This window comes from Propionivibrio dicarboxylicus, assembly GCF_900099695.1.
GTDB classification, from domain to species: domain Bacteria; phylum Pseudomonadota; class Gammaproteobacteria; order Burkholderiales; family Rhodocyclaceae; genus Propionivibrio; species Propionivibrio dicarboxylicus.
In genome coordinates, this window is sequence record NZ_FNCY01000031.1 from 1 (window position 1) to 19,763 (window position 19,763).

Annotated in this window: 18 protein-coding genes; 15 read left to right on the forward strand and 3 right to left on the reverse strand. The window is 54.7% G+C overall.

The window, feature by feature from the left end:
- Positions 1-140: 140 nt before the first annotated feature.
- From BLR25_RS20410 to BLR25_RS20440, 8 genes are all read left to right on the forward strand, one after another.
- Positions 141-635, forward strand: coding sequence for a hypothetical protein (locus tag BLR25_RS20410; protein ID WP_143009949.1), 495 nt, complete (start codon positions 141-143; stop codon positions 633-635).
- 303 nt (positions 636-938) lie between these two features.
- The gene (locus BLR25_RS20415; protein ID WP_091940625.1) at positions 939-1,382 is read left to right on the forward strand and encodes a hypothetical protein; all 444 of its coding nucleotides are present in this window, start codon (positions 939-941) and stop codon (positions 1,380-1,382) included.
- A 1-nt stretch (position 1,383) separates the two neighbouring features.
- Entirely contained in the window at positions 1,384-3,807 is a 2,424-nt protein-coding gene (locus tag BLR25_RS20420; RefSeq protein WP_176786005.1) for a type IV secretory system conjugative DNA transfer family protein, read from the forward strand.
- A 26-nt stretch (positions 3,808-3,833) separates the two neighbouring features.
- The gene (locus BLR25_RS20425; protein WP_143009950.1) at positions 3,834-4,346 is read left to right on the forward strand and encodes a Link domain-containing protein; all 513 of its coding nucleotides are present in this window, start codon (positions 3,834-3,836) and stop codon (positions 4,344-4,346) included.
- Positions 4,347-4,350: 4 nt separating this feature from the next.
- Positions 4,351-5,094, forward strand: a complete 744-nt coding sequence (locus BLR25_RS21455) for a D-alanine--D-alanine ligase family protein (protein ID WP_176786006.1) — start codon at positions 4,351-4,353, stop codon at positions 5,092-5,094.
- Between the two features lie 16 nt (positions 5,095-5,110).
- On the forward strand, positions 5,111-5,713 hold the full coding sequence (locus BLR25_RS20430) for a histidine phosphatase family protein (RefSeq protein WP_176786007.1): 603 nt from the start codon (positions 5,111-5,113) through the stop codon (positions 5,711-5,713).
- A gap of 401 nt (positions 5,714-6,114) precedes the next feature.
- On the forward strand, positions 6,115-7,857 hold the full coding sequence (locus BLR25_RS20435) for a PcfJ domain-containing protein (protein WP_091940634.1): 1,743 nt from the start codon (positions 6,115-6,117) through the stop codon (positions 7,855-7,857).
- Between the two features lie 52 nt (positions 7,858-7,909).
- Positions 7,910-8,623: a class IV adenylate cyclase gene (locus tag BLR25_RS20440; RefSeq protein WP_143009951.1), complete on the forward strand. Its 714-nt coding sequence runs from the start codon at positions 7,910-7,912 to the stop codon at positions 8,621-8,623.
- Between the two features lie 471 nt (positions 8,624-9,094).
- Here BLR25_RS20440 and BLR25_RS21850 read toward each other — a convergent pair whose 3' ends face one another.
- Positions 9,095-9,223 carry a hypothetical protein gene (locus BLR25_RS21850; protein ID WP_281245609.1) on the reverse strand — a complete coding sequence of 43 codons (129 nt, stop codon included), beginning with the start codon at positions 9,221-9,223 and terminating at the stop codon, positions 9,095-9,097.
- Between the two features lie 176 nt (positions 9,224-9,399).
- On the opposite strand from BLR25_RS21850, the gene BLR25_RS20450 reads away from it, so the two are divergent.
- The 5 genes from BLR25_RS20450 to BLR25_RS20465 all read left to right on the forward strand — a co-directional run bounded on the left by BLR25_RS20450 (position 9,400) and on the right by BLR25_RS20465 (position 14,896).
- A complete protein-coding gene (locus tag BLR25_RS20450; protein ID WP_091940643.1) occupies positions 9,400-10,536 on the forward strand; it encodes a hypothetical protein in 1,137 nt (378 codons plus the stop codon).
- Positions 10,537-10,674: 138 nt separating this feature from the next.
- The gene (locus BLR25_RS20455; protein WP_091940645.1) at positions 10,675-11,277 is read left to right on the forward strand and encodes a hypothetical protein; all 603 of its coding nucleotides are present in this window, start codon (positions 10,675-10,677) and stop codon (positions 11,275-11,277) included.
- A 60-nt stretch (positions 11,278-11,337) separates the two neighbouring features.
- Positions 11,338-11,478, forward strand: coding sequence for a hypothetical protein (locus tag BLR25_RS21585; RefSeq protein WP_218122835.1), 141 nt, complete (start codon positions 11,338-11,340; stop codon positions 11,476-11,478).
- A complete protein-coding gene (argH, locus tag BLR25_RS20460; RefSeq protein ID WP_091940648.1) occupies positions 11,475-12,803 on the forward strand; it encodes an argininosuccinate lyase in 1,329 nt (442 codons plus the stop codon). Before BLR25_RS21585 ends, argH begins: the two co-directional genes overlap by 4 nt.
- 1,097 nt (positions 12,804-13,900) lie before the next feature.
- Positions 13,901-14,896 (forward strand): hypothetical protein, encoded by a 996-nt coding sequence (locus BLR25_RS20465; RefSeq protein WP_143009953.1) that lies wholly within the window; start codon positions 13,901-13,903, stop codon positions 14,894-14,896.
- 247 nt (positions 14,897-15,143) lie between these two features.
- Here the strand turns inward: BLR25_RS20465 and BLR25_RS22025 are convergent, their stop codons facing one another.
- Entirely contained in the window at positions 15,144-15,263 is a 120-nt protein-coding gene (locus BLR25_RS22025; RefSeq protein ID WP_425438704.1) for a CcdB family protein, read from the reverse strand.
- Positions 15,264-15,292: 29 nt separating this feature from the next.
- Between BLR25_RS22025 and BLR25_RS20475 the strand changes: the two genes are divergently transcribed.
- On the forward strand, positions 15,293-16,660 hold the full coding sequence (locus BLR25_RS20475; RefSeq protein WP_245715621.1) for a DEAD/DEAH box helicase: 1,368 nt from the start codon (positions 15,293-15,295) through the stop codon (positions 16,658-16,660).
- 648 nt (positions 16,661-17,308) lie between these two features.
- On the opposite strand, the gene BLR25_RS22030 is transcribed toward BLR25_RS20475, so the two are convergent.
- Positions 17,309-17,596, reverse strand: a complete 288-nt coding sequence (locus BLR25_RS22030; RefSeq protein ID WP_425438703.1) for a YHYH domain-containing protein — start codon at positions 17,594-17,596, stop codon at positions 17,309-17,311.
- A 268-nt stretch (positions 17,597-17,864) separates the two neighbouring features.
- Here BLR25_RS22030 and BLR25_RS20490 point away from each other — a divergent pair.
- Positions 17,865-19,763 (forward strand): toll/interleukin-1 receptor domain-containing protein (locus BLR25_RS20490; protein WP_143009954.1); only part of this gene is annotated, 1,899 nt, incomplete at its 3' end.

The window sequence follows — 19,763 nt, forward strand, 5'->3', positions numbered from 1 at the left end:
GTTTTCAAGAGATTTGATCTCAAGGCAAATACGCCCCATTTCGATTTGATCGCGTGTTGTTTGACGCATGGCGAGTTCGCTTCGCCATCACGACACTCGCGGATCTTTCGCCCATCACGTCCCTTACAGGAGGAATCATCATGGCCAAACCCAAACTTGTTGTCATCGACGGACAGGCTCGCCAAGTCAGCCACGACTCCCGCATCGTCGATGTCGTGCCAGAGGACGTCTCTTCAGTCGTCACGCACGACTACACACTGATTCCTCGCGCGGACTTCAGTCGCGTTCCTGTCCCTCAGGGATTCCAGACAAATCTGTCGGCAATCAACAAGGGAGGAGCGAAGAAACTGGTGGTTAAGGATTGCCGGCCATCCGAGAACCTCTACAAGGTCAGCGAATATCGCGGAACGTTCTATGTCTACCGCGTCGATCCCGGCTTATTCAGCGACGACCTTTATGAAGTCGGCACGACGCGCAGTTTCCGTGACGCGATCGAACTCGCTAAAGCTGCTAGCGGCGGTAATCGATTGGATGTCTCGATGAAAATTTGTTCATCATTTCGAAATCGTCGCAGTGTTCTCCGCCGTCGATGTAATTCATTTGTCCAGACGCAAGACAGTTTCCGGTCATCTTGACTGGTTCGTCATGATCACCATCATTCTTGGAGGATTGCCATGGATACAACTCGACTACTCAAGGGCGCTGCCGGTCTTTGTATCGGTCTGTCAGTCTCGTTACTCTCAGGCTGTGCAACGCTTCCCCAGACTGTCGCGATGCATCCGATGCCTGTGGTCTATCAACCGCCTCGCGTTCAGGCAGGTTATTGGTCAGCACCTTACATTCGTGGGCCACTGCCACAGCGCTTTGCGCCCTATCGTTGCCATCACTGCTGAAGCTGGATCGTAGCTTCTATTCTACTGTACGGGGAGACCAGGGCCATGACCGATAAGCGCTTGCAACCACGTATCCTGCTGGTCGAAGACGACCCTGCTCGCATCGAAGTGTTTCGATCCTGGCTGATTGGGACCGGTTTTGTGCTGATCGAAGCGAGCAGCGCAGGAAGAGCGCGCGGCGTGCTTCGCAAGGGAATGACGGAGGGCATCAAGGGGTTGCTTCTAGACAATGACCTTGAAAAACAGCCAGTCACTAGCCAGGACTTGTTGTTGTCCGGATCCGACTTGGTGGCGGCGATCGCGCAGACCCTCGACAGGACCGTCCCGATCTTGATCCATAGCATGAATGCAACCCGGCCCTTGGGGATGCAGCGAGCGTTGGCGAGCGTCGGTTTTTCCGTCTCGCGGGTACCGTTTGCCATCCTGACGCGCGGACGCTTTCTCGAGTGGCTTGACGAGGTCAACGACAATCTTGATGAAGGAGAGTGAGATGATGAAATCCGATTTTTCCACGCAGCGTCTGAATGGCCGTGCACGACTCCGCCTCGTGGCGGGCTGCAGCACGTTGGCTCCGATTCTGGATAAGCCTTCTTCGCCACTGCTGGTTCTGGACAGTGCCCTTCAACATGAGAAGGCACCGATACGGATCAGCGTCCTCTCCCGTTTCTTCGGCAGTCTTCTCCCCAACGAAAGAATCGACTTCGTTCATCGTGTCGATCGCCGGTCGCCGAGGCCAACCTATCGACTGTCGATCGGTCTGGCATGCGGTGACGGGCGGCGGGCCGCGCTGGAGAGATCGTTGCGCGATGCAGTTGCTGCCGCATTTCCGGGCTACCTATTTGGCTCGATCCGGACGGACGAAATTGAACTCTCTGCGCTTACTCATGTGTGGCAATTCGCGCCGGCTGGTATCACCCTGGCCAATCCGGTGTTTTCGAGATTCGGCACAGAAGGTTATCAAAACGATGCTGGCAGCCCGCCCGAGATTCCCGCCTGGCCGTTCCCGGGCGAGCTCGCCAATTGGCCCCTATCAACTCCGCTTTCGCAGGAACCGTACGAGCCTGCCGACATTGAGATTGCCGTTCGGATTCATGGCTTTGAAATGTGCGACGCGACATGTCGCGATGTCCATCAGGTGTTGATGCGAGTCCAGGCGGGGAATCTCCGGGCGTATCACCCGGAAGCGCCGGTGTCCGAGTACTCGGCGTCCGAAGAGTTGAAGGCGGCGGGTATCGATCTGCTTAAGCGGTGGCTCTGTGCTCCGACCTCCGGGTATGCGATCGACTGCGTGATCCAAAGCAGCCTTGCTCTCGGCGACGTGGCGCTCTCGCGCTACGTGCGCGATGTTTTCGGGAAACGTCCGGTCTCGTGGATAAAAGCTTTTGAGCGCTCGGCGCCCGAAGCCCTGCTTGAACCTTCTTTTGCCTGGGCTTGCCTGCCGGACCAGCAGGGCATCCCCGCGTTGATGCCGGAAGCCGTCGGCCTCGCTGCACTGGGCGTGCGCCAACATTTCGCCTCACCGCTTTTCCTTCCGCCGCAGTCGGGCGCCAAAATCGGAGAAACGGCCTGTGGGCTGCGCAATGACGTACGCCTTCCGGGCGAATGCCGGAGCCGGCACGTGGCAATCTTCGGTGCTACGGGTTCCGGAAAATCGACCTTGCTTCTGCAGATGTTTGCTGAGGGACTCCGGGATCCGTCGCGTGATGGCAGCGCAATTATATGCCCGCATGATGATCTGGTCCCAAGAGCAGTAGAACTTGTCCCGGCAGAACGGGTAAAGGACGTCATCCTGGTCGATGTCCGCGACCCAGAAAAAACCGCGTGCATTAATCCTCTTGAAGGATTGGCGACAAACCCCATCACGGCCGAAGTCGTGATCGGCGAAATTTTGTCGCTGATCGAGTCACTGGTTGAAACACGTGATTCGACCGGTCCCATGCTACGCTCAAATTTGAAAAACCTGCTACTGCTTTGCGGTGCCGTTCCCAAACGGAACGGCAGCTTTCTCGACGCGCTGAGAATACTCGAAGACTCCGATTTCAGGGATTACCTCTTGGCCAAATGCCAGAATAGGAACGTGGTCGATTATTGGGAGCGCTTCAGACGGACCAACGGCGAACACGGCTATGACTCCTGGATGCCGTACTTGCTCGCTCGACTGACGCCTTTCACCTCCAATCCGGTCATGAAACGGCTGCTCTGCCGATCCGACAGCACCGTGGATTTGGCCAGCGCCATGGATCAAGGAAAAATTCTTCTCTTTAATATTTCCAAGAGTGTTTTGCAGGATACCGAATGCCAGATTCTGGGGACCTTGCTGATGACCAAATTTTTCGCAGCGGCGTTAGGCCGCGCCCGCCTCCCCGTGGACAGGCGCCGGAAGTTCAGTGTTTACTGCGACGAATTTCAGAATTTCGCCACCTCCTCGGCGCCCCGACTTTTCAGCGAAGCTCGAAAATTCGGGCTTTGTTTAACAACCGCCAATCAATCAGTGACCCAGCTGGGCAATTCCAATGGCAAGATTGCAAGTTCGGTGGTGTCCAATACCGCAACAAAATTTGTATTTCGGATATGCCCGAGCGATTTTGAGACGTTGAAGCCCTACGTCCGGCCACAGTTTGATGAGAGCACGATGGCCAATCTGCCGGATTTCCACGCGGTGGCGTGCATGAGCGATCAAAATCGCCCGCTGCCCCCGTTCATGATGCGGGTAGGGCTTCCACAAGCGGGGTACGACACGGCTTCCATCGACCAAATTCATGAGTTTTCTGCGTCCTATACCACCTCGATCAAGGAAGCGAATGATGAACTCGTCCGTTACTATGATCTGTCTCCGGAGTCTCTGGGGGCCATCCCTGAACAGAATGGAGATTCGAAAGCGCTGCCGTCGTTACGCCAGGTAAGCGGTTCCTAATGTTCGCCAGTGATACGGAGAGTGTAATGACGATGCGCATCATTTTCGGGAACATCCTCGACGCTGAGGCCGACGCCATACTCCTGAGCGTCGATGGGAACAGACGGGGTTTGGAAGGCAATCTGGCTCGGCAATTTGAGCGACGTTTTCCAGACTGGGGTGATATTCAACGCACCATTCACTCCCCCATCCCTCTGGGTCGAACCGTCGCCGTTCCTTGGAACGGCGACTGCCCCTGGCGGGTGTTGCTGATCGCGTCAACGCTGCATCACCTCGATGTTTTGTCGGACGCCGATAAGCAATTGGTCGTGAGGAACGCGTTTTTCGAGGCGCTCGTGCTGTGCCAACGTCACAGTGTTGCCACGCTGTCGACGACGGTATTGCGCGGCGGCTGGCGCTTGCAGCTGGATCAAGCATTTCTGGCCATGCAAAGCGTTTGGCTCGCCAGCGGTTCGGCCCGCCATGGGCTCAAGGTTAATGTTTTCGTCCAGCAAGAATCTGAAATGGCATTGCTCTCAGCGCTTCAACACGGTGCGTGATCCGATGAAAATCGTCATTCCGTTCGACGACGGTAGCGAACTCGGTCCATTTGCCGTGGCGACCCTGGCGGACGCGCTTCGGGAAGGTTTTGGTGACAATATCCTCTGCGTCCCGCTGGAACCCGGTGTGATGACCTTCGAGACGCTTGGGAGCGACTCCGTGGTGTTCTTCGCCTATCCATTCCGAGACACGCTGCGCCCGATGTTGACTCAAGTTCAGCGACAGCTTACCCGACAAGGCATTCCCTTTGTCGGTAGTCCGCTCCGGGAAAGAGCCATGCCAGTTGGCGACGAATTTTTTGTTGATCAGGGCGTCTCGGAGTTAGATTATGTCTACCCGCCGAACGGGTTTCGCTGTCTTTCCGTCGCTGTCTTGGCGGATCCGGTGGCGACAGCGTTGCCTGTGGTTGAGATCGAGTGCTTGGATCACGATGTCAAGCCATCGTTGCTGGATTTTCCGGTGTCTGAGTATGCCGCCGCCGATATCCCCTCAAGGGTTACAGAGGCCGCACAGAAGATTGCGCTGAATCTGCATTCTCTGACGGGCAGCGTCCAACTGTCGCGCACGGACTTCTATTTTGTGGGCGAGAAACTGATTGCCCGAGGGGTCTTCACCAATCCCTTCCTGGCCGGGAGCGGATCGTTGTTTTTACGAGCCGCCGAACTGGCCGGCCTATCTTTTTCAGAGGTCACCAGAATATTGGTTTGTCGGGCCGCTGAGCGCCACTTTGAACGCTTCCGAAATTAAGGACAAGGAGATTGTCGTGAGCGGAGACCGAATATTTTGCGTTCGACATTTTGAATCGGTGAGTAATCGCGGTGTCGCCACAAACGATCCGTTTGCGATTGAACTCAGCGAACACGGCAGGTTAGCCGCGGTCGAATTTGCCAGATCCTGGGAGGTGATTCCCGACCTGATCATATCGTCCCCCATGCCTCGCGCTCTCGAGAGTTCCAGGCCATACGCGCACAGGTTCAACGCTCGTGTCGAAATCTGGCGAGAGGCGATGGAATTCCACTATTTGATCTTTTCGGGGCCCACGACACCTCAAATGAGGAGTCAGCGGCTCTCCGAGTTTTGGGGCCAAGGCGACATCTATGCGAAAGATTTTGGAATGGAGTCATTTGACGAGTTCTATAGTCGAGTTCGTGTCTTTCTTCAACGCCTGCGGAGCATCAGCGACGATGCAAATATCGTCGTATTTACCCACGGGTTCTTGCTGCAGGCGATCCTTTATCAGCTCGAAAACGGTTTCCCCGAATCCAGTTCTCTTGTGATGAAGGAAATTCATGAACGGTGCTTTCTCCGCCCGATTGGCAACGGCGAGGTCATAGTTTTTGATAAATCGGAATTGTTTGGAATTTAGGATCAGCGATGGCTGCCAACATCGAAATCGAGGCGTTTATCAATAACGTCTTCGAACGCTGTCTGCAATCCTTGGAGTGCCCGTACGGGTGCGGGGGATGATCGATTTTTCCTTGTGATTGCATATATCACATTCATCGTCCGATGCCGGGGCTGCGCAAAATCGGCCAAACCTGATCTGACGTGTGGGGGCGATCAGGCTTGTTTCACGGATTATCACCGAACGCTATCCATTCTTCACGAGGGGTGACATCGCGATGTATGCGACAACCGTCACGTGTATTGGCGTTGTTCTACTCAGCAACAGCGAGTCCCCTTCGATGTCACGGCGAGATCTATCTGTTCTTGAACCAAGGTTGGCTTGGCGCGACCTGAACCGACTATCTGGAGGTGAATGCAATCATGAATGATGTCCTCGTTTTTCCTCGTGCGGATCGGGAAATGAAAGCTGCCGGCAACGCCTTTCGGAAATCGACGTATCGCATGCTTTGGCGAGGAGATGATGGCTTGGTGTGCTTCGCGTCCGTGGTCCGGACATTGCCATTCGACAATGTCGTCGCTGAACTCGATCGAGCACTCAAACAGGAAGCGAGGCTGTTTCCGTCCATCGAATCCCGGCTTGACAGTCTGGGCGCCGAAGCGACTTTGCTCGATCTTCCCTTTGATTTGGCTGACGGCTGGTGTGCTGGGACAACGATTCTTAACCAGACCGTCTTGCAGGAAGTGCTCCGCCTTTCTCGGGAGGGAATAAAAGTCTCGTCCGAGGATTCTCGGGCGATCGAGCGACAAATCATAAAGGCGTTGCAGCACGATATTTCGGTCTTCGTTTCCTCGCTCGATGCAACGGTTGTCGTTCCCGCCCTGCGAATATTTGGAAACTTGCGACCTTCGGTCTACAACTACTTATTCGCCAGTGGCAATGCGGAGTGGTCAAGAAACCGCTTGCAGGCAGCTGAACTGTATCCAGCTATGGTTTCTTCGCTGATGGGTGAAGCACCTCATCATCCGTTGCAGGCCGCAATTGACCACGCTTTGCCGCTTCTTGATGTTGCGGCGGAGTATTTCGGCGTTCCCAAGTCCTGCGTTCGCGCTCTAAAGGGAGTGACGTCCGACATGCTCGGTTCCTGGACGACGCGACTTGGCGCGGTTCTGTTATCGCTCGCCGAAATCGCGCCCGAAAAGAGACCCAAGGCAAATAAGGACTGGGTTAGCTTCATTGGCTTGTTGGATCTTATCAGCCAGACGACGAAACAGCCGGTCACTACTACGAAGGGACGTCTGCTGCTGGTCTCTGCTTCACGAAACGGCTTCTCGATCTCGGAAGATGAACTCGCTCTGTTGAAACCCCAGGCACGGTGCGTCGAAAGAGTGCGACACCATATCGGAACACTTGTGCAATGGATTCGGAAGTCGTCGAACGAACTGTCTCGTGATCCCGAGGCTGCCGCACAAGTTGAAGAGCAGGTCTGGAACGAGTTTTTTTGTCAAGGGGTCGGCGTTGTTCGCATGTGTTCGCTCGCCGAACGATGGGAAATGGTCCACGCGGCGGCTGTGGCGCGGTTTTCGGAAGCGGACAATGCGCTGTGGTTGGGTTACCGGTGGCCAGCGTTGCGGAGCGATCTGCCGCTTGCAACTGGTGGCTTGGAGTTTGTTCCGTTGGTCGATCGAGACAGCCTCCTCGCGGAAGGCGAGGCAATGGAGCATTGCTGCGGCGATTCGAGGTATCAAATGCGATGCGCGCAAGGGCTTTGTCAGATTTTCTCGCTCAGGTCGGAGCGTGGAGCAAGAGTGGCAACGCTGGAAATGACAGTCTCCAACGATGCCAAACCACTCGTCGAAATCCGACAATTGCGCGCACCAAAGAACGGAAAACCAACGGCCGAGTGCAAAGCAGCTGCAAAAACATTCGTCGCCATGTTGAATGATCCGACTAAGGGATACATGTTGTCGGATTACCTTCAATGGCGGCAGACGATTGGTCGGCAGTCGCTCACTTCACGAAAGAAATACGCGGCTGAAATCGAACCGATTATCCAAGCGACCGAGAAGGTATTCAAGAAGGTTTCATACGATGCGCTGTCCAGTCGCGTGATTGAACTGTCACTGTTGTCGCAAAACTTATCGGCTAATAACCACTCCGTCTGACTTGCCATGCCGCGTCGGGCCTGTGGAAGGCGTCATCGCGAAGGAGGCAGAGATGCAAACGACTGTTGAACTGAAATTCAGAATCAGCGACAGCGAAGCGATGTGCAAGCTTCTGGAGCAAAAGACCGGTGTTGCCGGAGCCTGGTATTCGCACTCCGATAGCTATTTTGAAGGCCCGAAAAATGGGCGGCTATTCTTAAGACGCTCCTATAAACGTGGCGATCTCGTGTACGTAACGGAAGCGGTCGCTGGTGACGTGCGCTTTAGTCACTGTTGGGTTTACCCCATTGTCGATACAAAAGTCATGTCGGCGCTTTTGAAGGCAGCGTTCGCGGTCAGAGCCGAGTTATCCAAGAGTCGGTTATCTTTCTGCAGCAAAGACCTGCGGGTTCACGTGGACACTGTTCCTGGCAATGAGAGTTTTCTCAAGCTTGAGGCAGAAGTTTCCGAGACTGATGACTTGGCCGATGTGCTCGAGTCTCTCTATTCTTGGGCGGATTCCCTCGGCATCTTGCGGAGTGACGAAGCCCGAGAAACCTATCTGGATCTGGTTTTACGGCAGGAGGGCTTGCTCAGGATACTTCGCCAGCAGATCGCGGCCGTTAAGGAGGTGATGAAGGCGGACACGAGTTTGCCTGCTGAACAGTTGATGCGACGTGTCAAAAAGGCAAGAAAACTCGCGGCGGCGTCATTGGGAATCTCAGATCAGTTGGACAGCGAATTTGAACGTCTCTGTCGTCAGGCCGTATCGAACGATCGATATTAGGAAGTCCGTTTACAAAATTCACGCTCCCCTCCAGATCATTGGTCGTCGACGGCTACTGCCACCGGAATTCTCTTCAACGAGTATAGGAGCTACAGATGGAAGCATCGAATTCTCTGAAAAAGGCAGCAGTAGAAAAAATCAATCAAGAGGGTTCTTCGTTTTTATTCGGGAATATTCTGTATTTCATCAGCGAAGCCTTACCAAAGGAAAACGTGTACGCATTTTTTACTGTTACTGTGAATGACAAGAATTACGTCGTCTATTCATCGAATAACGGTTAGCTCAAGAATCAATGCGAATGAAATAACGACGAAGCTCGGTGGAAATCGCCCCCCTTTTTTGAATAGGTTCGCTCCACGAGTAGAAATGCTCTGATCGTGGCCAAATCGACTTTGGTTCAAGCCTGACGACGAGGGGGCAGCCATAGATTGACATGGAAATCTCTGTTTTGATCATTGTATTGACCAGTGATCAGCGCTGACGCGTCTTTTCATCGCGCGTCTTGGTACCAACGACATCAACCGTTTCCTTCTTGAAGGCAACGTTCTCAGCGCGTCGTAAAGCCTTGCCGCTCTTGCGATGGACACCTGCGCCACTCATCGCGCGGCCGATTGTCGCGAAGGGATTGCGGCGAGCGATAGTTTTTCGTTGCTTCATAGCGCACGAGTATAAAACTGATCATTCAGATGTGCACCGCAATTTGGCCTGACAGTTGAAGACGAATCTGGAGGCCTCTGGCTCCCCGTTTTTCCGCACAACCGAATAGGAGAATCGCAATGAATGCCACCCGCTACATCGGACCGGTATTGGCGCTGTTACTGATAGTTATCTCATGGATGACGGGCTACGCGAACGCGGGGACTGCGGCTTGTGATCTTGGCAAATTGCTGATCGAAAGCAACGGCGCGGGTGTGATTATCGCCGGTGTCCTGGCGTTCGCGTTCGGATGGCATTGCAGAGTCATCGATCACGTGTCCCGCGTTCGATCATGGGTTTGGCTGTCTGTCGCTTTCGGATTGCCCTTGCTGTTCTCATTGAAAATTTCCGGCGCTTACGTTTTTGATTTATGTTGGCGGATTGGCGACGTCAGTCTAAATGGACGAATGGCGCTGGTTTCCGCTTTGGCGATATTGGCGTGGACTGTACGATGCGCGATGATGCCACCAAATAAAGATATGACCGAGGCAGGACAAGCGCCCAAGGATTTGGACCTCCAGTGTCAACGCCGGTGGTTCGGCACCGAAGATTGTAGTGTGATCGCTGGCGTATTGATTACGGGGCTTTGGGCCTGGTTGTTGTTCGAAAAATCCCAATCATTCGTCGTTGCCCTGGTTTTGATTTCGCTGTTTATGCTCTTTCCTTCCTGGTGGTTGTTTTCGGCGCTGTTTGGCGCTCTGGTCGCCCTGCTTGGCAAAGACTGTCTACTCGGGAATGGCTGTTATCATTTCGAATCCATATTGTCATTTCTCAGCGCAAAGACGAGCACCGCTAGTCCGGAAATCTGGTTTCCTGTTCAACCCTCCTATGGAAGCATAAAGTGGGTTTATTGGGATCCCGATGCTCGGATTCCAGGGGGGGGGTACCAATATGTTTTCTTGTCCATTTCCGAGGCTTTCGGGGGAATTTGGGTGGCCTTGACCGTGGTCATTCTGGCGGCTTTGTACATTACGATATACATCGGACTGACAAAACTTAATGATCGATGGATAAGAGAATACGCAAAAGGCGTCTGGTTTTTGCTGGTCGTAAGCAGTCTTGCTAATCTCTTGGCTAATCTCGGGGTAATCAGTGTCGCGGGCTTTGGCGTACCTTTTCTCTCTCTGGACTGGGCTCTTTGCGCGCTTGGGGGGGGGGTTCTGGGGGTTTCCTTGCGAACAGCAAGAGAGAAAAAGCGAGTTGGTGACGTGAGCTGAAAGACCTTCTCAAGCTGCTGCGGCCTCTAGCCATGCAAGACAGACCGCACTGACGGGCGTAAAAACGCTGATAGCCGGACGGGGTAGCCTGCAACAGCTTGCGAGTTAGCTGGAGCGATAGCCAAGGAAGGATAGGCAATGAATCTACCGCTCGACGATTCCTGTGGAGAGACACCCGAAATAAAACGATGCCAAGTACTTGCGAAACAGGCAGCCGCGGACGAGTACCGGGGGGAGCTTGACGCTGCAATCGAGAAATATCGCATGATTGCCGATATCCTCCTAAGCGTTGTCGCGCGAGATGCTGAATACACGCGTTATTTGGAAGAACTTAGTCGTTGTTATTGGAGAAGCGGTGAAATCGAAGACGGTCTGGGTCGTCCACTAGCTGCGGCGGACTGCTATCGACGCAGCATTGGATTTGGTCAACGCCTCTCTATCGCTCAACCGGACAACCGGAAGTACACGCTTGCTCTGGTCGAGCGTTGCGACAAGCTGGCGGCATTCCTAGCGCATGGCGGTGATTCCGGGGAAGCTATACATTGGTTTTCCAGGGGGACAAAGATTCTTCGTCGCTTCGCATGGAACTCCGATGAAGGAAGGCAGTTCGCAGACAGTCTGAAATTCAGATACTGGAGGCTCGAAGAATCAGAAAGAAGCATCGGCCGAGTCAATGAGGCGTTCTACTGGCGCAGGCAGTTTGACGAAATATGTAAGAAGTTTTCGTCGTTCGCCGAGTGAGCTCTCCGCTGCTTTCGGTAGCATGATGGCTGACGGTTCCGAATATCATCCGCATCGGAAATGCCAGATGATCGCTTGATTCAAGGTGGATTCAACAAGGTGATAGAAACCGAAAGACGTTTGCTCGACTTCTTTCTGGCAATCGATCCCGGCACGGCTCACAGCGGCCAGCCACTTGATGGGCGTGGAGGTTTACAATGAATCTCGTTAGTTACACGGCTTCGGTGAACGTCGACAAACGCATGTGGCACCAGGACATCCGAGGCTCGTTGGCGCACGCCAGGATGCTGGCCCGCCAAGCCATCATCTCGCCAAGCGATCTCGCCGACATCGAACGCGGTATGGCGCAGATCGTTAGCGAAATCGAAGCCGGCAGCTTCAAATGGTCACTCGACCTCAAAGACGTCCATCTCAACATCGAATATCGCCTCACCATGCTCGTCGGCGACGCCGGCAAGCGCCTGCACACCGGCCGTTCGCGCAACGATCAGGTCGCCACCGATATCCGCCTTTACCTGCGTGATGCGATCGACGACATCCTGACGCTGCTCAAGACCTTCCAGACGAGCCTGCTCGATCTCGCGGAACGCGAAGCTGCGACGCCGATGCCCGGCTGCACGCACCTGCAGGTGGCGCAACCAGTGACCTTCGGCCACCACCTGCTGGCTTGGTTCGAAATGACCCGACGCGATGCAGAACGCTTCGCTGACGTGCGCAAGCGCACCAATTTCCTGCCGCTCGGCGCCGCCGCGCTGGCCGGCACGACCTACCCGATCGACCGCGAATTCGTCGCCGCCGAGTTGGGCTTTGCCGGCGTCTGCGAGAACTCGCTCGACGCCGTCTCCGATCGCGATTTCGCCATCGAATTCTGTGCCGCCGCGTCGATGCTGATGATGCACTTCTCGCGCATGTCGGAAGAGCTGGTGCTATGGATGAACCCGCGCTTCGGCTTCGTGCGCATCGCCGACCGCTTCTGCACCGGCAGCTCAATCATGCCGCAGAAGAAAAATCCCGATGTTCCAGAGCTCGCGCGCGGCAAGACCGGCCGCGTCTACGGCCACCTGATGTCGCTGCTGACGCTGATGAAGGGTCAGCCGCTGGCCTTCAACAAGGACAACCAGGAAGATAAGGAACCGTTGTTCGACGCCGTCGATACCGTCAGCGACACGCTGCGCATCTCCGCCGAGATGATCGCCGGCATCACTGCCCGCCCGGAAAACATGCGCGACGCGCTGCGCCAGGGCTTCGCCACGGCCACCGACCTCGCCGACTACCTGACGCGCAAGGGCCTGCCCTTCCGCGACGCGCACGAAGCCGTCGGGCTGGCGGTCAAGCGCGCCGAGGAACTCGGCGTCGACCTGCCGCAATTGTCGCTTGCCGAATTGCAGGCCTTCTCGCCGATGATCGGCGAGGACGTCTTCGCGGTGCTCACCGTCGAAGGCTCGCTGAACTCGCGCGATCACATTGGCGGAACGGCACCGAAGCGGGTGGTGGAGGCGATCCTGAGCGCGCGGAAGCGCCTGTAAGTGGTGTCGGCCATCTCGAAATCGGGTACAGGACCATCGATATGCTGATGAGCAAGGTGAGCAGCACGACGGTTAGTCTGCGATTTCGAGCGCTGATTCATCATGCGAGCAGTACAACAAAGAAAAGGGTTGAGTCTGCCAAACCATAACGTCGGATCCCCAATTTGGAGATCGGTTGGGAATGAATCAAGCCTTGGTGTTCCACGTTCGTATATTGGAGCGATAGTTGAAGAGCAGTCGCCATGAAGAGAACTTCAAGACAAGAATTGCTGCCCGGTCTTGACGCAGACGTACTGTCAAGAATCGAGGTGATTACCACGCAGCATGGTCGCCACAAGATCCGAGAAGCAACAGACGTTGAAGCCTCCCCGCTTGGGTGTCCTAACGACGTATTGATCGCATACGTCGATTTTGATGGTGGCCGATTCAGTAGTGTTTTCCTGGTTCCGTCATTGAACGGAGTCACGGTGTTGGGAGTCCTGCCAAATGGCGTTTTATGCATCCTTCGCTCCCCAAGAGTACCGCTGAACATTCCATCGCTATTCGATAGGTCCTCGTGGATTAGATTTCTTGTACGGTTGGAAAAAGCGAATACGCGGCCACTTACCTCGGAGAACATCAAGACATTGCGCCGATCATCGACGTCATATCTAAACAAGGTCGCGTTAGCCGAGGTTCGCAAGAACAATGATCGAGACAACGAATTGATTGCAGATTCTGATCATTGTCGAATCAGAAAGGCTGTATGCCAGTACCTGCGTGTTATCACCCAAGTCATCAAGAGCAGACTTCGCGTAGAACTCGCGGACGCCAAGTCAGTATGCACATACAATTATTTTTGTTCTGCGGTGTCAGAAGACCTACGAAATGCCAGACGGCTTGCAATTTCGATAGAGCCTACCATGACCTTATGGTGCATTTCTGACGCTCCCCAAATATCACCAGCAACCCGAAGAGCGTTCTTGTGGGCTGTCGACAAACGCCTTCCCCTCAGGTGTCTCGCGGAATCTGCCCTTGGCTGTTCCCGGGCTGACATTCGATGGCTCAACCAGATCGTTGGTGAAAGACTCCTGACGACAGCCGACGCGTCGCTCGTTATGAAATATTTCTGGGGGCGTCCACTGGAGCACCGACCGGATTCTTACGGGCAACTGCGTCGTGCTTTGGAGATCCTCAGAGCTATCGATTGGGCCAAGCAGATCTATCTATCGCCGGAAGTCTATGGGCGGATGGGTAATAAGGCCGCAATCTATGAGCAGGCATTTGCAGAGAAATTTCACGAATTCGCCTCCCGGCGTAGACGCAATTGGTATCGTTACGCAAAACAGAATCAAGATGTTGCTTCACTTGCACGGCGACCAAATATTAGTCGTTTGCAGAATCCAATTTCCTCGATCATTGACTATTTCCCGGATCGGTTTGATGAGCTGTTTCAAGCCATTCTGAAGCATGATTTGCATAGTCAACTCAAGTTTCTCGTCCATTGGCATGATTCATTCGCTGACGACAATCTTCCATCGCCGTTGGAGATCGAGAGAGTGGTTGATGAACTACCCACGTGCTTTCCTTCGCAACGATTTTTCGGGATTGTCGATCCACTCTCTCTTGTCGTATTGTCTGGGCCAGATGAGAGAATCGAGAGTCTGCTTTCGCACCAGGCGTTTGCCGACATCGGAAAAACGATGTCCAATTGCCTTGGCGAAGGGTATTCGTATCAAGCAGCAGTGCTGGAGGCAGCTTATTTTCTGATCGATGCCGGTAGCAGCATTTCAGTTCTGGAGATTACGCTTGATCAGTGCGCCCATGGTCGAAAACAGTTTCGCGCCGAGATCAACGAGCACTTGGGCGCAAATAACTCTTCACCCCCAGCCTCACATCGAAAGATTGCGTGGCGAATACTTGTCATCTGTCGGAAGGCCATCAGAGGCAAAGAAAACTATCTCGAATTGATGCGAAAACGCTCTTCCCTACGTATGGCGTGGGCAATTGCCGTAAGCTCAATGCGCGATGAGTTGAACGAACTTCTTGTGGCAACAGAGCTCTCCGATTTTCTGGCAAAAAAACTGAAGCCGGTAGCTTTGATGTCATTCTGAATTTGAACGGGATTTGGCAGGCCGGGCGGGCTCGATGTTCGAATCGACGCTGAAGCTTGAACTCGTAGCAGCCTTCTCGGTGCCGGAATGGCTGGCTGTTCGCCCTCAGCGATTTTTCGATGGAAATGGCGTGTGCTCGGCCATCGACAGCTGTACATAAGGAGCCTGCGGCTGGGAATTGCTAACGTATCATCTGATCCGTGTCGTATCCCGGGGGAGGGCGAAAATCAGTAGTGGTTAACGGTTGTCAGAATCCGAAGAACAATAAATCCAGAGCGGCCGTGATTTCGTCTCGGCAATCCGTGAGCGTGCAGACGCTCTTCTTCAGTGTCTTGGCCTGAATGGCTGAGAGATACTGCGTCACCATCACGCACTGGTTTCCATCGACCTTGAAAATTGGATTCAGCACTTGGGCTGGCTTGGGCGCGTCGCCAACGGGTAGCCGCGTTCCAGAATCCAGAGTTCTACAAGAAGCAGGCGATGCGTTTCTCGGTTTGGGATGAGCCGCGCGTGATCGGCTGTGCCGAGAACTACCCCAACCACATCGCCCTCCCGCGCGGCTGCCTCGATGCCGCCAGGGATCTGCTGCGGGACAATGGCATCGCCTGCGATTTGATCGATGAGCGATACGCAGGTGTCGCGGTGGATCTGAGTTTCGCTGGCACTCTGCGACCGGATCAGGAAGTGGCCGTGACGGCCATGTTCAACCATGATGCAGGTGTGCTTTGCGCCCCAACTGCCTTCGGCAAAACGGTGACGGCAGCGGCGATGATCGCGCGCAGGGGAGTCAATACGCTGGTTCTGGTGCATCGTACCGAATTGCTCAAGCAATGGCAGGAGCGACTGCAGTCCTTCCTCGGTGTCGGCAAGGGAGTGGTTGGCACCATTGGCGGCGGCAAGGCCAAGCCGACCGGCAAGATCGATATTGCAGTGATGCAGTCGTTGTCACGCCAAGGCGAGATCAATCCCCTCGTCGAAAACTACGGACACATCATCATCGATGAATGTCACCACATTAGCGCGGCTTCATTCGATGCGATCCTGAAAGTGGCCAAGGCCAAATACGTGCTTGGCCTGACCGCTACGCCGATTAGGCGTGATGGCCAGCAGCCGATCATCTTTATGCAGTGCGGACCAATCCGCCATACCGCAGCCAAACCAGCCAGCGCGCCTCACGATTTGGTCGTGCAGTCGCGATCTCTCTTCACGCGGATCGAATTACCGACAGATGCCGGCATCCAGGATGTGTTCCGGCATCTGGCAATTGATCGGGCGCGGACCGACGCCATTGCGACCGAAGTTCGGGATGCCTACCAGCAAGGCCGCAAGGTTCTCGTTCTGACGGAACGCACTAAGCATCTCGACGCAATCTTAGCGGCCCTTGATGGGCAGGTCCCGACCCCGTTCGTGCTGCACGGTCGGATGTCAAAGAAGCAACGGGCTGCAATGATCGCTGAACTTGACGGGCTACTACCCGAAACGCCGCGGATTTTGATCGCAACCGGCAAGCTGGTCGGCGAAGGCTTCGACCATCCAGCTCTCGATACGTTGGTGCTAGCGATGCCGATCTCGTGGAAGGGAACCCTGCAGCAGTACGCTGGGCGCCTCCATCGTGAGCACGCTACCAAAACCGATGTCCGAATCATCGATTTCGTAGATACTGGACACCCCGCACTGCTCCGAATGTGGGACAAGCGACAGCGCGGATATCGCGCGATGGGATACAGAATCTTGGAATACCCGCGATGTGCTGATTTGATTTGAATGGGGCAGATTCCCATCGCTTTGCTATTGGAATTTCACGACAAGCGTTCCCTCTTCTTGCAAAACGCATTCCCTGTTCTGTGAAAATAATTCCCTGATATTTTTCAGGCTACAACGGTATCAGTTGGGTGGATTTGACCGGATGGAGCGGGTTTTCGGGCAAGGGTGTCCAAGTTAGTCGCAATAGCTTGCCGAAATTCCCTGTAAATTTCCCTGTTTTCGGGATATTCGGCTGAGACGGGTTCGCTCCAGACTCTGTGCTCCGCCATATGCCACGTAATAAAGCGCCTTCAGTGGCGCTTTTTTTATTGGTTCCGCCAATAGTTCCCTCAATAATTAAGAGGGTTGATTGGTTTCCTTCGGCTTAAACGGCATGGACATCGCTCACGTTCTTAGTTGCGCGTCAAAGCGACGGAATAGTTGTTCGTTCACGCGCTCGAAGAAGTCGAGTGCCGATTCGAGGTACGGGTCGTGTACGTCAATCCGAGGCAGCCATAGCCTATAGGGGCGATTAGTGAAGCGAATGGTGGGAGCAATAAAACGAACATCTGCTTCTTGGTAAAAAGGAAAGCAAGAGAAGGATTTGTCGTCGTTGCAAATAAGGCAGAAATCCATTGACTCGTTCCATGCCCCTTGAATCGGAAACTTCTAGCAGCCATACCGTTTTTTTCCGTTGACGATTCGATAGCGGCCACCGCGTGGGCCGGTGTGGCAAGTGTTATCGATAGCACTAACCTGTTGGGCTGGCGCCGGTTGCACTATTGGTGCCGGACTCGGGGCTCGGTGGCAGTGGTAATCCCCTGTTTTCCTATTGTGATGGCATCCGCTCTGGTCAAGGCCACCGCCATGCCCCCATGAAGGGTTCGATAGACCGATAGTGCAGAAAGTTACCAACAGGCGAACATTGATTAGAGTCATGCGATTTTCCATAGTCATGTATAGCCATTTGGCATTGACTATACGCTGAGTGGCCTGGATGCATCATGTTTTTTGAATGAGCATAGCCAGAAAGCATGCGCCCAAGATGTCGTCTTCTTATTCAAACTCGGTCGGTCGTCTTGCGTGTTTGTAGGCGACCTCGGACATTTGTAAAAAATTGTCGTTGTCTGTGCGCTCTTCTTCAAGTACTTGGCTATACTTTCGGCCGCCCATATGTAAGCACCACGTGAGTTGGCATAGCGATCGATAATTTCAGGACGAGCACATGAAGATCTTTCTTTCCTACGGTCACGACGACAATGCCGAGTTGGTGCAAAAAATTCGTGATGATCTTGAGAACGGTATCAACGGCGGTCACGACGCATGGATCGACAAATTCAAGATTAAGGCAGGGGATGAATGGAGACGCTCGATCACCGATGGCATCATCGACAGTGAGCGCGTGCTGGCCTTTATGTCGAAGCATTCCGTGCGAGAACCTGGCGTGTGCCACGACGAACTGGCGATTGCACTTGGGCACAAAGGCGGCAATATCAGCACCGTTCTCGTTGAGCCGCTCAAGGATGAAGAACTCCCCTTGAGTGTCAGCCATATCCAGCGGCTCGACATGAGCGACTGGAAAGCCAGGAAAGCAGAGGACCCTGAAGCTTTCGAGGTTTGGTATCGGGAGAAATTTGCGGAAATCCTGCGCATCATCCGCGAGAACGCCGGTTTTTCCGGAGAGATCGAGAAACTGGCAGAGAAACTCCGCCCGATGGACAACAACCCAATTATCGGCGGACTGCTGGGGCGTGGGTTCGTAGGACGCGGTTGGCTCTTCGAGGAGATCGAAGCCTGGCGGAAGAACGAAAGACACAACCGCGTCTACTGCCTGGCGGCTGGTCCGGGCTTTGGCAAGAGTGCCATTTCCGCCTGGTTGGCTCACACCAACAAAATCCAGGTCATTGCCGCGCATTTCTGCCGTTATGACCAACCCAATTGGTCCGAACCGGGCGCAGTGATCCGCAATATTGCCTTCCAGATGGCCACCCGTCTGCCTGACTACCGGCGCTTTCTGCTGCACCAGATCGAACACCTCGAAAAAAACGCATCCACGATGGATTTGGGCGCCGAGCTAACCCGCCTTGGCCGGACGGGTCAGCCCATATCTTCCGAGACAATCACCCAACTCGCCGCACAAGCCCAAACCCCCAAGACTTTCGACAAGCTGACCCCCGCGGAACTCTTCGACACGCTCATCGCTGGCCCGGCACAGATTGGCATTGACGGCGGGCGAGAACGCTACCTAATCGTGATCGACGCCCTTGACGAAGCCGGCAAGGAACTCATCCGTTATTTGGCCGACCGGCAGAACGACTTACCCCGATGGCTCGCCCTTTTCGCCACCAGCCGTCCCAATGACGATGGCGTCCAGCAATTTCTCACGCGGCTCAACGCACACTCCGTCGAACCGGATAACGACAGTAACCGCGACGACGCGCGAGAATGGATCGGCACCTGGCTCACCGAGCGGAAAATGCCGGAAGCGCAACAGGCACCGATCGTCGAGCCGCTATTGGCAGCATCCGAAGCCAACTTCCACTATCTGACCGCCTACCGTCAGATGGTCGAACACGCTGGGCCTGCCGGCGACGCCTTACTGAAAGCCCCCGAAGCCTACCCCAAGGGGCTCTCCGGCCTGTATCTCCAGTTCTTTGAGCGGCAGTTTGGTGGCGACGACCAACGCCTTGGGAATTATCGCCAACACCAACGCCCGTTGCTACGGCTGGTCATGGCCAGCCGGCGGCCCTTGCCTGTGGCACTGGCCCGGCAAGCCTTCAAGGTTAGCCAGCCCGGCGCGGAAACCGAAGACTTCGTTAGTCAGGTACTGCTTCCATTGGGCAGCCTCTTCCCGAAAACAGGCACCGGCGAAGAACAAACGATTCGCCCCTTCCACAAGAGCCTGCGCGACTGGCTGACCAACCCGGACGCGGCCGGCCAATACTACATCGACCCCGTGGCCGGGCATGAAACGCTGGGACGGCTGCTGTGGCAAGAGTTCGTCGCGAAACAAGACGCGCCGGAGACGCTCACAGAGTACGCCGTCACCGAGTTGCCCTACCACCTATTGGCACTGTCTGAAGAGCAGGAACTCGCCTTGGGGATCGACCGCTTCGCGTGGGAG

What these genes read in the sequence shown, in the direction of transcription:
- BLR25_RS20425 (WP_143009950.1), top strand. Translation starts at nt 3,834, where the DNA reads ATGACGATGCGCATCATTTTCGGGAACATCCTCGACGCTGAGGCCGAC.
- argH (WP_091940648.1), top strand. Translation starts at nt 11,475, where the DNA reads ATGAATCTCGTTAGTTACACGGCTTCGGTGAACGTCGACAAACGCATG.
- BLR25_RS20440 (WP_143009951.1), top strand. Translation starts at nt 7,910, where the DNA reads ATGCAAACGACTGTTGAACTGAAATTCAGAATCAGCGACAGCGAAGCG.
- BLR25_RS21850 (WP_281245609.1), bottom strand. Translation starts at nt 9,223, where the DNA reads ATGAGTGGCGCAGGTGTCCATCGCAAGAGCGGCAAGGCTTTACGACGC.
- BLR25_RS20465 (WP_143009953.1), top strand. Translation starts at nt 13,901, where the DNA reads ATGAAATATTTCTGGGGGCGTCCACTGGAGCACCGACCGGATTCTTAC.
- BLR25_RS20455 (WP_091940645.1), top strand. Translation starts at nt 10,675, where the DNA reads ATGAATCTACCGCTCGACGATTCCTGTGGAGAGACACCCGAAATAAAA.
- BLR25_RS21455 (WP_176786006.1), top strand. Translation starts at nt 4,351, where the DNA reads ATGAAAATCGTCATTCCGTTCGACGACGGTAGCGAACTCGGTCCATTT.
- BLR25_RS20450 (WP_091940643.1), top strand. Translation starts at nt 9,400, where the DNA reads ATGAATGCCACCCGCTACATCGGACCGGTATTGGCGCTGTTACTGATA.
- BLR25_RS20410 (WP_143009949.1), top strand. Translation starts at nt 141, where the DNA reads ATGGCCAAACCCAAACTTGTTGTCATCGACGGACAGGCTCGCCAAGTC.
- BLR25_RS20415 (WP_091940625.1), top strand. Translation starts at nt 939, where the DNA reads ATGACCGATAAGCGCTTGCAACCACGTATCCTGCTGGTCGAAGACGAC.
- BLR25_RS21585 (WP_218122835.1), top strand. Translation starts at nt 11,338, where the DNA reads ATGCCAGATGATCGCTTGATTCAAGGTGGATTCAACAAGGTGATAGAA.
- BLR25_RS20420 (WP_176786005.1), top strand. Translation starts at nt 1,384, where the DNA reads ATGATGAAATCCGATTTTTCCACGCAGCGTCTGAATGGCCGTGCACGA.
- BLR25_RS20435 (WP_091940634.1), top strand. Translation starts at nt 6,115, where the DNA reads ATGAATGATGTCCTCGTTTTTCCTCGTGCGGATCGGGAAATGAAAGCT.
- BLR25_RS22030 (WP_425438703.1), bottom strand. Translation starts at nt 17,596, where the DNA reads ATGACTATGGAAAATCGCATGACTCTAATCAATGTTCGCCTGTTGGTA.
- BLR25_RS22025 (WP_425438704.1), bottom strand. Translation starts at nt 15,263, where the DNA reads ATGGTGACGCAGTATCTCTCAGCCATTCAGGCCAAGACACTGAAGAAG.